Origin of the sequence: Streptomyces sp. NPDC051217 (assembly GCF_044455465.1) — a bacterium.
GTDB lineage: Bacteria > Actinomycetota > Actinomycetes > Streptomycetales > Streptomycetaceae > Streptomyces.
Genome location: NZ_JBITEV010000021.1, coordinates 61,552 through 74,446, shown reverse-complemented (window position 1 = coordinate 74,446; position 12,895 = coordinate 61,552). Strand labels below are relative to the sequence as shown.

Annotated in this window: 11 protein-coding genes; 6 read left to right on the top strand and 5 right to left on the bottom strand. The window is 70.2% G+C overall.

All coding sequences use genetic code 11. The features are described 5' to 3' along the window. Window positions 1-273: 273 nt before the first annotated feature. Window positions 274-1,233 (bottom strand): serine hydrolase, encoded by a 960-nt coding sequence (locus tag ACIBBB_RS33245; RefSeq protein WP_398988657.1) that lies wholly within the window; start codon window positions 1,231-1,233, stop codon window positions 274-276. A gap of 24 nt (window positions 1,234-1,257) precedes the next feature. Then, complete coding sequence (locus ACIBBB_RS33240) at window positions 1,258-1,839, bottom strand: hypothetical protein (protein WP_398988655.1); 582 nt, start codon at window positions 1,837-1,839, stop codon at window positions 1,258-1,260. Window positions 1,840-2,101: 262 nt separating this feature from the next. Between ACIBBB_RS33240 and ACIBBB_RS33235 the strand changes: the two genes are divergently transcribed. The 4 genes from ACIBBB_RS33235 to ACIBBB_RS33220 all read left to right on the top strand — a co-directional run bounded on the left by ACIBBB_RS33235 (window position 2,102) and on the right by ACIBBB_RS33220 (window position 6,436). Continuing rightward, a complete protein-coding gene (locus tag ACIBBB_RS33235; protein WP_398988653.1) occupies window positions 2,102-3,406 on the top strand; it encodes an efflux RND transporter periplasmic adaptor subunit in 1,305 nt (434 codons plus the stop codon). Continuing rightward, entirely contained in the window at window positions 3,403-4,371 is a 969-nt protein-coding gene (locus ACIBBB_RS33230) for an ABC transporter ATP-binding protein (protein ID WP_398988651.1), read from the top strand. The genes ACIBBB_RS33235 and ACIBBB_RS33230 overlap by 4 nt, the downstream gene beginning before the upstream one ends. Next, window positions 4,368-5,576 carry an ABC transporter permease gene (locus ACIBBB_RS33225; protein ID WP_398988649.1) on the top strand — a complete coding sequence of 403 codons (1,209 nt, stop codon included), beginning with the start codon at window positions 4,368-4,370 and terminating at the stop codon, window positions 5,574-5,576. Before ACIBBB_RS33230 ends, ACIBBB_RS33225 begins: the two co-directional genes overlap by 4 nt. Before the next feature lie 164 nt (window positions 5,577-5,740). Next, window positions 5,741-6,436 (top strand): hypothetical protein, encoded by a 696-nt coding sequence (locus tag ACIBBB_RS33220; protein ID WP_398988647.1) that lies wholly within the window; start codon window positions 5,741-5,743, stop codon window positions 6,434-6,436. Between the two features lie 162 nt (window positions 6,437-6,598). Here ACIBBB_RS33220 and ACIBBB_RS33215 read toward each other — a convergent pair whose 3' ends face one another. From ACIBBB_RS33215 to ACIBBB_RS33205, 3 genes are all read right to left on the bottom strand, one after another. Continuing rightward, window positions 6,599-7,567 carry an aldo/keto reductase gene (locus tag ACIBBB_RS33215; RefSeq protein ID WP_398988645.1) on the bottom strand — a complete coding sequence of 323 codons (969 nt, stop codon included), beginning with the start codon at window positions 7,565-7,567 and terminating at the stop codon, window positions 6,599-6,601. Next, complete coding sequence (locus ACIBBB_RS33210; RefSeq protein WP_398988643.1) at window positions 7,564-7,812, bottom strand: hypothetical protein; 249 nt, start codon at window positions 7,810-7,812, stop codon at window positions 7,564-7,566. The genes ACIBBB_RS33215 and ACIBBB_RS33210 overlap by 4 nt, the downstream gene beginning before the upstream one ends. Before the next feature lie 167 nt (window positions 7,813-7,979). After that, window positions 7,980-8,303, bottom strand: coding sequence for an L-rhamnose mutarotase (locus ACIBBB_RS33205; protein WP_398988641.1), 324 nt, complete (start codon window positions 8,301-8,303; stop codon window positions 7,980-7,982). A gap of 326 nt (window positions 8,304-8,629) precedes the next feature. On the opposite strand from ACIBBB_RS33205, the gene ACIBBB_RS33200 reads away from it, so the two are divergent. Beyond that, window positions 8,630-9,478 carry a FadR/GntR family transcriptional regulator gene (locus ACIBBB_RS33200; RefSeq protein WP_398988639.1) on the top strand — a complete coding sequence of 283 codons (849 nt, stop codon included), beginning with the start codon at window positions 8,630-8,632 and terminating at the stop codon, window positions 9,476-9,478. Window positions 9,479-9,634: 156 nt separating this feature from the next. Next, window positions 9,635-12,880 carry a discoidin domain-containing protein gene (locus ACIBBB_RS33195; RefSeq protein WP_398988637.1) on the top strand — a complete coding sequence of 1,082 codons (3,246 nt, stop codon included), beginning with the start codon at window positions 9,635-9,637 and terminating at the stop codon, window positions 12,878-12,880. Window positions 12,881-12,895: the final 15 nt, after the last annotated feature.

Genomic DNA, 12,895 nt, shown 5'->3' with positions numbered 1-12,895 from the left:
GCCCGCACAACGGGCTCAACAGCCGACGCTTCGCCCTGCTGCCCGTACACATGTCCACTGCCGGCAGACGCTGCGGAGACGCGTGCCGGAGGCGCTTCCCCGACCTCAATTCGTTGCCAAGGCTGTTTTCGGTGGGTAATTCAGCCGTATTGAAGAGGTGCAGGTACTCCCTCTCCGCTCCTCATTCCACCGCCTGCACGCCATGGCCAGCGGGGGCGCCAGGGGCCACTCGTCGGTCTGGTGGCCGCCGGCCCGCGGGCGGCCGGTCGGCCGTCATGACGACGGCGAGGCCGGATTCTCCGACTGCTCCATGACGGACGCGGTCTCTTTCGCCGCCTTCTCCACGAGGGAGATTCCGGCGTCCATCCCGGCGTTGTCCTTCGACAGGACGGCGAGCAGGCAGGGGTGGTCTCCGATGGTCACCTCGCCGACGCTGCTGATGTCCCACAGGCTCGTCGCGCTGCGCTCCAGCCAGCCGTTCTTGAGACCTGTGGGGTCGCCCGCCGCGGAGACTCCCCAGTCCTGTCCGTCCGAAATCCCGCCCATCAGATCGCGTATGTAGTCCTGCGAGTCGGCGGTGAGTTCAGAGATGTTCCCGAAGATGTCGGACAGCAGCGTCAGCTGGTCGGCGGCCGTGGTCTGGGTGAGTCCCCACAGGGGGCCGGTGCCCGCGGTCGTTCCGGTCAGGCCCAGACGCTCGTTGGCGGCGTTCAGGCCGTCCGAGCCGCCGATGATCTCCCACAGGGCGTCCGCCGCGGCGTTGTCGCTGTCGACGATCATGGGGACGGCGTACGACTTCTCCCGCGCGGTCAGGGCGCGCCCGTCGTCCTGGGCCTGGAGCAGCAGTGTCGCCAGTATGTCGATCTTGACGATGCTCGCGGTGTCGTAGGTCAGGCCCGAGTTGACGTTGTAGTGGGCGGAGCGACCGTCCGAGAGGTCGAGCACGGTGACGGACAGCGTGGCTCCGCCCGTGTCCAGCGTCTTGAGCCGGTCGGTGAGCGCCTCGTTCCTGGCGTCCTCAGCCACCTGCTCGGCGTCGGGTGACGGGGACGACGACAGCGACGGCGTGGGCCGGGAAGCGGCCGCGACGGGAGCGGCGTCTTCGCTCCACCCGTCGGCACCCCGCGCCACCACGAGCGTCGTCAGGAGAAGTACGAGCGTGATGCCGGCGAAGATCATGGCCCGGGGCCGGTTGGAGGTGGCGGCGTTCGGCGCCGCGTGGCGTGCGGTCATGTCGCGATACCAGGAAGGCCGGCGTCAGGACGACGAGCTCGCGCTCGGCGCGGGCTGGTCCGTCGAGCTCTGGGGGAGCAGGTCCTCGCAGGCCGTGTACGCGGCGGCGGTCTTGGTGTCGGCGGTGTTCAGGCCGTCCACGACGTCGCCCTCGGAGCCGGGTGACGCGGACGGCAGCTCGACCCCGTGGTCCTTCATACAGCTGGTGAACGCGGCGACGGCCGACGCGTCCGCGTTGCCGCCCCCGCCGCCACCACCCTGCGGGCGCAGGCTCGCGCAAGCCTCCTCCGCCTTCTGGAACTCCGGGTCGGCCGACTGACCCCCGCCGAAGCCGCCGCCACCACCGTTGCCGGCGGCGCCGCTCGGCCGGTCGCTCGGCCGCCCGCTGGGGCGGTCACTGGGCCGCCCGCCGGGCCGACCGCCCGGGAGCGTCACTCCCTGCTCCTCAAGACACTGCCGGTAGGCATCCATGTCTTGCGCGCCGTCCGACGCCGAAGCCGACGACGACGCGGCATCGGTGGAAGACGACGAACAGCCGCTCAACAGCAGAGCGGCGGTGGCGACGATCGCCGCGGACACCGCGGAACAGCGAGTGGTGCGGAACATGGCCGGTCTCCTCGGGCAGGCGGTGATGGGGCGGTGGCGGACCACCGCCGCGTTACTCAACCCCGTCCGTTTAGCAGTGGGCTGTCAGTAACCCAGGAGTTTCCTGGGAACATGAACCGAGCTCACGGGGCAAGTTGGGCTGTCTCGCACCGTAAAAGACCGTTTCGCCACCGCGAGATGTACGGCCGAGATGGCCGCCACCTCAGAGAGTTCACAGGTAACTGCCAGGGTTTCGACAGGCCGGGCGGCCAGTCTCCCTGCCATGAGAGTGCTTCCACGGCGGCGCAAGACCGTCATGACGAACCTGGTGCTCGGCGTCGCGCTCCTGGGAGCCGCCGCCGGTGCCTATGCGGCGGTCAACAGCGACGACACCGCCCCCGCCACCACAAGCGAACGTACGGTGACGGTCACCAAAGGCACCGTCCTGGCAACGGTCTCCGGCTCGGGGTCGCTCGCCTCCCCCAGTGACGCCGGCGCCAACTTCACCACCGGCGGCACTCTGACGGAGGTGAAGGTCGAACCTGGTGACAAGGTCACCAAGGGGCAGGTGCTCGCGAAGGTCGACCCGTCCTCGGCCGAGCAGAGCCTCGCCGAGCAGGAGGCGGCGCTGACCGCCGCCGAGGCGAATCTGACCAAGGCGGAGGACGGCCAGGCGGTCAGCGGTTCCGGCGGGCAGACCGATCCCGATCCCTCCCCCGTCACGACGGTCGATCCGTCCGCGGTCGCCCAGGCGGAGGCCCAGGTGGCACAGGCCGAGAACGCGGTGGAAACGGCGCACCAGGCCCTGGACGGAACGGAACTGACCGCCCCGGTCAGCGGCACGGTGGCCTCGGTGGAGGGCGCGGTCGGAGAGACCGTCTCCGGTACCAGCGGCTCGGGCTCCACCAGCGGTTCGTCGTCCTCCTCGTCCGCGACGTCGACGACGACCACGGCCACGTCGGCTCCGACGGGCTTCGTCGTCATCACCAACCCCACCGGTATGCAGGTGACGGCCAATTTCTCCGAGACGGACGCGCTGAAGCTGAAGCAGGGACAGGCCGCCACGGTCACCCTGAACGCCGACGCGGAGAAGATCCTCAACGCCAAGGTCCTCTCGGTCAGTTCGCTGTCGACCGACAGCAGCACCAGCAGCGGCGGGTCGGGCGGATCGAGCGGCACCGCCGTGCAGTACGCGGCCACCCTGGCCATCGACGGTTCGACCACCGGGCTGCGGTCCGGGCTGAGCGCGAACGTCCAGGTGGTCACCGGTGAGGCGTCCGACGCACTGCATGTCACGGCCGCCGCTGTCAGCGGTACGGGCGCGAACCGCACCGTCACGGTGAAGAACGAGGACGGCACCACCGAGGTCGTCAAGGTCACCGTGGGACTTCAGGGCGACACCGACGACGAGATCACCAGTGGTCTGACCGAGGGCCAGCAGGTGCAGATCGAGAGTGTCGCCTCGGCGGGCAGCGGCGGATTCCCCGGCGGCACGTTCCCCGGCGGCGCCGGTGGCGCGGGTGGCGGTGGCGGTGGCCGGGGCGGCGCCGGCGGTGCCGGCGCGGCCGGCGGCGGAGGCCGGGGATGAGCCCGCTGCTACGCCGACGGCGTACGAGAGGGACCGAAGGGTCCGAGGCTACCGAGGCGGCCGGAACGGCCGAGGAGAACGGGACGGCCGAGGAGACGAGCCCCTGGGGCCCGCCACCGGTCATCGAAGTGCGGTCACTGGTGAAGAGTTACGGAGAGGGCGGCGGCGCGGTGCACGCGCTGTCCGGACCGGTGGATCCGGTCACCGGCGAACGGGCCGGTGTCGACCTGACCGTGATGCAAGGTGACCTGGTGGCCGTCATGGGCAGTTCAGGGTCCGGCAAGTCCACGCTGATGAACATCGTGGGCTGTCTGGACATGCCGACCGCCGGCCGGTATCTGCTGGACGGCATCGATGTGGGCGGGCTGGACGAGAGCCAGCTGTCGCTGGTCCGTAACCGCAAGATCGGTTTTGTCTTCCAGTCGTTCAACCTGGTGCCGCGCACGAACGCGCTCGCCCAGGTCGAACTGCCGCTGGCCTACGCCGGGGTGAAAGCGGCGGAACGCCGCCGCCGGGCGGTGGCCGCACTCACCGTCGTGGGTCTCGGCGACCGGCTCGATCACCGGCCCAACCAGCTCTCCGGAGGCCAGCAGCAACGCGTCGCGGTCGCCCGCGCCCTCGTCACCTCGCCGGCCATACTGCTGGCCGACGAGCCGACCGGAAACCTCGACAGCCGCAGCACCGACGAGGTGCTCGGCATCATCGACCGGCTCAACGCCACCGGCCGCACCGTGGTGATGATCACGCACGAGGACGAGGTGGCCCGGCACGCCAAGCGGGTGATCCGCCTGGTGGACGGCCAGATCGTCGCGGACGTACGACAGGCGCCCGTCGAGGGACCGCCACCCGCGCTGCGGGACCCCGGCGGCTTCGACCGGGCCGAGTACACCGCCCGGCCCGAGGCTCAACAGGCCGATCGGCCGACCGCGCTGCTGGGTACCGCGCCCGGAGGTGAGTACCAGTGAATCCCTTCGAGACTGTGCGGTTCGCGGTGGCCGGCCTGGCGGCCAACAAGGTGCGCTCCTCGCTGACCATGCTCGGCGTCCTCATCGGTGTCGCCGCTGTCATCCTGCTGCTCGCGGTCGGCAACGGCTCCTCGCAGGCCGTGAAGGACTCCATCGAGAAGCTGGGCACCAACTCGCTGACGATCTCCTCGGGCGGTTCCGGCGGCGCGGGCGCCGCGACCACGATCAAGCCGCTCACCGTGGACGACGCCGCAGCCCTGGCCGATCCCGAGCAGGCACCGAGCATCAAGTCCGTCGCCCCCCAGGTCACCACCTCCCAGACGGCGGTCTACCAAGGCACCTCGTACACCATCGGCCAGGTCGTCGGCACCTACCCCGCGTACTTCGAGGCGTCGAACAGCAAGATCGCCAAGGGCGACTACTTCAGCAACGACGACGTCCTCGACTCGCGCAAGGTCGCGGTGATCGGCTCCACCACGGCCACCAACGTGTTCGGTACCGCGGACCCGGTCGGCAAGACCATGGTGCTCGGTGGCACACCGTTCACGGTCGTGGGTGAGCTGGCCACCAAGGGCGGCACCGGATTCCAGGACCCGGACGACGTGGTGATCGCCCCCCTGCCCACCGTGCAGAACGCGTTCAGCGGTTTCGGCTCCCTCAACCAGATCCTGGTGCAAGCCGTATCGGCCGACGCGACGACCCCGGCACAGAGCGAGATCACCGCCGTCCTGATGGGCAGGCACGGCATCACCGAGGCGAACGCGGTGGACTTCCGGGTCAGCAGCCAGACGACTCTGCTGACCACCCAGGCTTCCACCAACGACACATTCACCGTCCTGCTCGGCGCGGTGGCCGCCATCTCGCTGCTGGTCGGCGGGATCGGCATCACCAACATCATGCTGGTGACCGTGACCGAGCGGACCCGGGAGATCGGCATCCGCAAGGCGATCGGCGCCCCCAAGGGCGTCATCCTCGCCCAGTTCCTGACGGAGTCCACCCTGCTGTCGCTGATCGGTGGCGGCCTGGGGGTCGCCGTCGGGCTGCTCGGCTCCCGGTTCAGCATCGTCGGCATCGAACCAGTGATCATCCCGGCGTCCGTCTACGGCTCACTCGGGATCGCCGTGGCCATCGGCCTGTTCTTCGGCAGCTACCCGGCGAACCGGGCCGCGAGCCTGCGGCCCATCGAGGCCCTGCGGCACGAATGACCCCGTACGTACGACTGCCCCCGAACGTACGGGGCGAGACGTACTGCGCGAGACGCACGACGTGAGACGCACGACCCGACACCACCGGCGCACCGGGGGCGGCGGCCACCGGCCACCGCCCCCGCGATGACGACGATCCGCCGTATGAACAGGAGTACCCGGACATGGCCCGCCACCGCCACTCTGCGAAAGCCGCCGCCCCCCTCGGACCTGCCCCGGCGCCACCGGAAGAGCCGGGGCCCGGCACAGCTCCCGGCATCCCGGACGCGCCCCGTCCCGTCGGGCCGACCGACGGCGCCGGCCGGCCCGACGGCGCCGAGCAGCCCGAGGACGTACTCGCCGATCCTCCGGACATGCGGGACATCAGTGCCGAGCTGAACGCCCCGCCCCGGCGCAAACTCCCCTGGCCCGCCCTGCTCATGACCGCCGCGGTCGTCGCGGCACTGGGCTTCACCGGGGGCGTGCTGGTGGAGAAGGACCAGTCGTCCGGCTCCACCGGGAACGGTGCCCCGGCCGGGGGTGGTGGCGGTCGCCCCGGCGGGGCTCAGGGCGGCGCGGGTGCACGGGCGCCCGTCGGCGCGAGCGGGACGACGGTCGGCACGATCAAGGTGATCGACGGCAGCACGATCTACGTCACCGACCAGCAGGGCGCCGTCATCAAGGTGACCACCGGCAAGTCCACCGAGGTCAGCCGGTCCACGACCGGCGAAGTCTCCGATCTGAAGCCCGGTGAGACCGTCACCGTGCAGGGCAGCCAGAACGACTCCGGCGACGTCAGCGCCACCACGGTGACAGAGGGCGGCGCCATGGGAGGGGGCGGCGGAGGCGGGCAGGCCGACGCAGCTGCCGGGGGCTCATAGCGCGTTTGGGGCCGGCCTCGGCCTGGCCATCGTCACCGCGCACAACGGCCACGTCGACCTCACTACAGCTCCCGGAGAGGGTGCGACCTTCCGCGTACGTATCCCCTCGGCGACATGACATCCCGGTACGGCCACCGGGCGCCCGGCCCTGCCGCACGCCGATCACCGCTCCCCGGCGCACCTGTCCAGATCGGACCAGGCCGCGGCGGACAGGTCGTCACCGGCCCATCGGGCGGCGGACACCACCTCATGGGCGGCGCGGAAGCCCGCGACAACGCAGACCACGGCGGGGTGGCACAGAGGAAAGCGGACGGCGGCGTGAGGCAGCACGGTGCCGTGCCGGGCACAGACGTCGGCGAGCCGGTGGGCCTGCCGCAGCACCGCCCCGGGGGCGGGACCGTAGTCGAAGGAGGAGTCGTCGGGCGGGCGGGGCCTGCTGAGCAGACCCGAGTTGAACGGTGCCGCGGCGACGGCCGAGACGCCCCGCCGCGCGCACGCGTCGAGCAGCGGCGCGGCGGTGCGGTCGAGGAGTGTCCAGCGGCCGGCCACCATCACCGCGTCCACGTCCGCCTCTTCGACGGCCCGCAGCAGCGGGGCGACCGTGTTCGCGCCGACACCGACGGCGCCGATGACACCTTCGTCGCGCAGGGCCGCCAGAGCGGGAAGTGCCTGGTGAAGCGCGGCGTCCAGGTGCTCCTCGGGGTCGTGGACGTAGACGATGTCCACCCGGTCGAGGCCCAACCGGGTCAGGCTCCTCTCCAGGCTCCGCAGCACGCCGTCACGTGAGTAGTCGGGCCGGCGGATCAGGTTGTCCGGTACGGCGAAGCCCCCGGCGGCCAGGTCGGATCCGGTGGGTGCGGGGTGGGGTTCGAGCAGGCGGCCGACCTTGGTGGAGACGGTGAACTCCGCCCGTGGCCGGTGGGCGAGCGCCGCGCCGAGCCGCCGTTCCGACAGGCCGAGGCCGTAGTGCGGGGCGGTGTCGTAGTAGCGCACCCCTGCGTCCCAGGCGGCGTCGACCGCGGCCGCCGCCCGGTCGTCGTCGAGGGGGGCGTAGAGATTGCCGAGGGGGGCGCCGCCGAACCCGAGAGAGCTGACGAGGACGCGCGTGCCGCCGAGCCGGCGGGCCCTCACGCGGCGATCCCGTACCAGCGGGCGGCCGTCGTCCCGAAGACCGCCTCGCGCTCGGCGGCGCTCAGATGGCCGGTGAGCGTCTCGGCGACGGTCTGCACGACGACGGTGACGTCGACGGCGTTCCGGGCGAGCGCCGGCCGTATTTCGTCGGCGGTGAAGGTCCCGCGCAGGGCGGGTACGTCGCGGGTCCATGGCTGGTCGCGCACGGCCAGGTCCCGCAGATGGTGATGGGCGTCGATGCGCACCGTTCGTTCCTCGGGGTCGGTGGACGGAATGGCCGGTGGACGGATTGACGGATTGGGTGAGGAGCCCGCGCGCCCACGTCCCGGTGCGGGCTCGGGCGGATGTGGGCGGGCGAGCGGGGGTGAGCACGGGGCGGGGCGCCACCCGTACCCACGCGGGGTGCGTGCCCTCAATCGAGGTGGAAGATCTCCTCGGCGGGGGCCCACCGCTGTCCCTCGGCCGCGCTGTCCAGCGGCTGCTGGCACGGGTCGGTCAGCGCCCACCACTCGCGCGTCACCGGGTCGGCGGCGATCAGCGCGGTGTCGGCGGCGTAGTCGGTCCCCGTGTACTCCAGATAGCTGAAGAGGAGGCCGTCCCGCAGGAAGATGGAGTAGTTGCCGATGTTGGCGCGCTTGAGGGCGGCGAGTACTCCTGGCCACGCGGCGGCATGCAGTGCGCGGTACTCCGGCTCCTTCTCGGGCCGCAGCCGGATCACGGCGGCGAAACGTCGCATGCCTCAGCCCTCCTTTCGTGTTCGCTGCCCGTCCGGGCCGCCGTCGACGGCCAGGGCGGTGCCCATGGTGGAGGCGGCGGCCGGGGAGGCCGACCCCTCGCGTAGAACGGCGAAGGATCTGCTTCATTTGACAGGCAGGACCATAAGGATCAGATCTCTCCCACGCAATACACTGGACTGAAACGCCCCTTTTTGTCCCAACTGAGGCGAGCAAGAAGAGCTGTTGAATGAATTTTCGCCCGGGGTCTTCTCAACACGTAACACCGCTGTCATAGTTGCGCCACCGATGAATCAGATTAATCTGAATGTGCATGAGGGGGTACGCCATGGCAGCTCCATCACAGGTCCCTGGCGAAGGGGATGACGACGCGTCGCGTCCATACCGGCCGGGTTACGAACTGGTCGCCGAGCAGTTGCTGGACCACATCGCCGAGCAGAACCTGCGGTCCGGGGACCGGCTGCCCACCGAACAGGGCCTGGCGGAGATCCTGGGCGCCTCCCGCAACGTCACCCGCGAGGCGGTCAAAGTCCTGGCGGCCATCGGCCGGCTGAGTGTCCGCCGGGGCGCGGGAATCTTCGTCGCCGACTCGTCCGGCGGGCTGCTGGACGAACACCTCGCGCACTTCCGGCCGACGAGCATGGAAGACGTCCTGATGCTCCTGGACTACCGGACCGTGATCGAGTCCGAGACGGCACGCCGTGCCGCCACCCACGCCACGCCGATCGAGGTGCGGACCGTCCGGGAGTGCGCCGAGACCTCACTGGTGGCGGCCAGGGCGGCCGACGGATACGCCTTCGCCAAGGCCGACACCGCGTTCCACGACGCGGTGGGCGCCGCCGCGCACAACGTGTTCCTGAGATCCAGCGTCGCCGGCGTGCGGCGCCTGGCGTCACAGTCCGATGTGCTGCTCTTCCACGGCGACGCGCCCGGCTCGCTGGAAGTCGCCGCACGACAGCATCTGGCCATAGCGGAAGCGATCGCCGCGGGGGAGGCCGATCTCGCCGGGACGCTGATGGTGGAGCACATCGCCACCACCCAGAGCCAGTTCGAACGGAAGATCCGCGACCGGTTGTTCAACCTCGGCGACCGCGGCACCTCCGGAGCGTCCGTGCCGCCCGCGAGGGGCACCGGTGCCGGGGACGAACCCCTGTCCCCGGAGACGTCCGCCTCGTAACCCGGCAGCACGCCGCCCCGGCTCACACACCGAGCCACCCACCGCCGGCGGAACCCGGAGGACGTCCGGGTTCCGCAGATGTCACTTCCTTGAGGCGATTGGATTTCCGTGTCAGACCCATCTGCTCGCAGAAACGTATTCGGGCCGCTACGAAGAATGCTGATAGCCGCCCTGTCCCTGGCCGCCGTCGCGGCACCCCTGGCCGCCGTGCCGGCCCAGGCGGCCCCGAAGGCGTCCGGCCTGGACGTCTACGTCTCGCCGACCGGCAAGGACGCGGGCACCGGCACCGCCGCACACCCGTTCAAGACACTGGAACACGCGCGGGACTATGTACGCGACGCCAAGAAGAGGGTCAGCGGCGATGTCCGCGTGCGGCTGATGTCGGGTACGTACCAGCTCAGCCGCACCTTCAGCCTCACCGCCGGGGACTCCGGCAGCGACGGGCAGCGGATCCTCTACGAAGCCGCCCCCGGCGCCCACCCGGTGATCAGCGGGGGCGAGCAGATCAAGGGCTGGACCCCGGCCGACGCGTCGGGACAGATCTACAAGGCCGAGATCGGCGACCTCGACACCCGCCAGCTCTATGTGAACGGTGAGCTCCAGACCCGGGCGCGCGGCGAGAAGAACCCGCCCGGCTTCAACAAGACGTCCACCGGCTACACGTTCACCGACAGCGCCATCGGCGCCTACGAGCAGCCCAAGGACCTGGAGGTCGTGAGCAGCTGGGGCTGGAAGCTGCAGCGCTGCGGTGTGGAGTCGATCTCCGGCACCACGATGACGATGGAACAGCCCTGCTGGAACAACGCCAACCTCCAGCAGGGCCAGGAGATCCAGAATCCGACCTGGCTGGAGAACGCCCGCGAACTGCTGGACACCCCCGGCGAGTGGTACGTCGACCGGAGCCGGGGCGAGGTCTACTACATGCCCGAGGCCGGTCAGAACCTGTCGACCGCGACCGTCACGGTGCCGGTCGTGCAGGACCTGGTCAATCTGAACGGCACCCGGGCCAAGCCCGTCACCGATGTCTCCTTCGAGGGCATCACCTTCTCCTACTCCACCTGGCTCGCCCCCAGTTCGTCCGACGGACTCATCGAGGGCCAGGCGGGCTTCCGGATGGTCGGCGAGGGCAACCCCGACTTCAACTCCACGCGTCTGAACTGGAAGAAGACGCCCGGGGCCGTCAATGTGAGCTACGGCCACGATGTCGCCTTCGAGGGCAACACCTTCACCCACCTCGGCGCGGTCGGCCTGAACCTGAACACCGGCACCCAGGGCACCGACATCACGGGCAACGTCTTCCGCCAGATCGCCGCCACCGGTATCCAGATCGGCGGCGTGGAGGTGGTGGACGCCCACCCCGACGACGCGCGTGACATCACCAAGGACACCATGGTCGACAACAACGTTGTCACCAAGGTCGCCGACCAGTACAACGGCTCCCTGGGCATCCTGGCCGGCTACACCGACCACACCGTGATCACCCACAACAAGGTCTACGACCTGCCCTACAGCGGCATCTCCGTCGGCTGGGGCTGGGGCCTGACCGACGCGGGCGGCGACTCCAACTACCCGGACGACAACCTGGGCGTACCGGTGTGGGACACCCCCACCACCAGCCGGGACAACATTGTCAGCAACAACGACATCTCCGACATCATGAAGTCGCAGGCCGACGGCGGCGCCGTCTACACACTCAGCGCCAACCCCGGTGGCACCGTCTCCGGCAACTACATCCACGGTGTTCCCACCCACGCCTACGGTGCCGTCTACCACGACGAGGGCAGCCGCTACTGGAAGAACACCGGCAACGCCTTCTGCGACGTGGCCTACCAGTGGCTGCTGATGAACCACGGCATGGACATCGACGCCACCGGCAACTTCACCACCCAGCCCGCGTTCACCACCCAGGCCAACAGCACGGGCAACAACGTCAGCGGCAACACCACCGTCGGCTCCTGCGAGCAGCTCCCGGCCTCGATCGTGAACAACGCCGGTCTCCAGCCGGACTACCGTCACCTCGACCCCGGCCCCGCCGTCACCGACCGCGAGGCGCCCAGCGCGCCCGGCACCCCCGCCGCCGTCACCGACTTCCCGACGGTGGCGGACCTCAACTGGCCGTCGTCCACCGACAACAAGGCCGTCACCGGCTACTCCGTCTACCGCGACGGCAAGCTCGTCAGCGCCTCCGGAAAGACCTCGGTACGCCTGTCCGGCCTGACGGCGGGCACGACGTACAGCTTCGAGGTCACCGCCCGTGACGCGGCCGGCAACGAGTCCCCGAAGAGCCGGGCGATCGAGGTCACCATGCCCGCCGGCTCCGACCTGGCCCTGAAGAAGCCCGTCACCGGGTCCTCCGACTCGGACGGCAACATCCCCGAGAAGGCGGTGGACGGCGACCTGTCCACCCGCTGGGCCCAGGGCCTCGGCCTGCCCGACCCGTCCTGGATCCAGGTGGACCTCGGTGCCCGCTACGACGTGAGCGGCGCGATCACCACCTTCGAGAAGAGCAGTGGGTACAAGTACCGCGTCGAGGTGTCGCCGGACGAGGTCACCTGGAAGACGCTCGCGGACCACACGTCCGCGAACACCACGGAGATGACCGACTACGCCCACACCGCCGAGCCCGTCACCGGCCGCTTCGTACGGCTGACGGTCACCGGCACCAGCGGGAACGGCGGGAGTGTCTTCGACTTCCAGGTGTACGGCTCCCCCGCCTCACCCAGCTCGGACAGCACGGCCCCCTCGGCCCCCGGGCAGCCCCACGTCACGCCGCTGCTGCCCAGCCTGGTGGAGCTCAGCTGGCCGGCCGCGACCGACGACACCGGTGTGACCAGCTATGTCGTCCACCAGGACGGCGAGCGGATCGCCGTCACCGGCGCCACGACCCTGCGGGTCTCCGGTCTGGCCCCGGTGAAGGAGTACTCCTTCACCGTCGTGGCCCGCGATGCCGCGCTGAACGCCTCCGAGCTGAGCGAAGCGGCCGTCGTCACCACGCCGGCCGACAACGACCTGGCGCTGAGGAAGCCCGTCACCGCCTCCTCCGACTCTGAGGAGAACTTCCCCGAGAAGGCGGTGGACGGCGACCTGTCCACCCGCTGGGCCCAGGGCCTCGGCCTGCCCGACCCGTCCTGGATCCAGGTGGACCTGGGCGAGGACACCGCGGTCTCCAGCGTGGTGACCACCTTCGAGAAGGCCGGCGGCTACAAGTACCGCCTGGAGTCCTCGACCGACGGGACGACGTGGTCCACGTTCGACGACCACACGTCCGAGAACACCGTCACGGCGGCCAACCACTCGTTCACGGACGAGCCTGTCACCGCCCGCTACCTGCGGCTGACCATCACCGGATCCAGCGGTAACGGCGGCAGCATCTACGGGCTCCAGGTGTACGGCGACTTCTGAGCCGTAACGCGCCCC

What these genes read in the sequence shown, in the direction of transcription:
- ACIBBB_RS33245 (WP_398988657.1), bottom strand. Translation starts at nt 1,233, where the DNA reads ATGACCGCACGCCACGCGGCGCCGAACGCCGCCACCTCCAACCGGCCC.
- ACIBBB_RS33240 (WP_398988655.1), bottom strand. Translation starts at nt 1,839, where the DNA reads ATGTTCCGCACCACTCGCTGTTCCGCGGTGTCCGCGGCGATCGTCGCC.
- ACIBBB_RS33235 (WP_398988653.1), top strand. Translation starts at nt 2,102, where the DNA reads ATGAGAGTGCTTCCACGGCGGCGCAAGACCGTCATGACGAACCTGGTG.
- ACIBBB_RS33230 (WP_398988651.1), top strand. Translation starts at nt 3,403, where the DNA reads ATGAGCCCGCTGCTACGCCGACGGCGTACGAGAGGGACCGAAGGGTCC.
- ACIBBB_RS33220 (WP_398988647.1), top strand. Translation starts at nt 5,741, where the DNA reads ATGGCCCGCCACCGCCACTCTGCGAAAGCCGCCGCCCCCCTCGGACCT.
- ACIBBB_RS33205 (WP_398988641.1), bottom strand. Translation starts at nt 8,303, where the DNA reads ATGCGACGTTTCGCCGCCGTGATCCGGCTGCGGCCCGAGAAGGAGCCG.
- ACIBBB_RS33200 (WP_398988639.1), top strand. Translation starts at nt 8,630, where the DNA reads ATGGCAGCTCCATCACAGGTCCCTGGCGAAGGGGATGACGACGCGTCG.
- ACIBBB_RS33195 (WP_398988637.1), top strand. Translation starts at nt 9,635, where the DNA reads ATGCTGATAGCCGCCCTGTCCCTGGCCGCCGTCGCGGCACCCCTGGCC.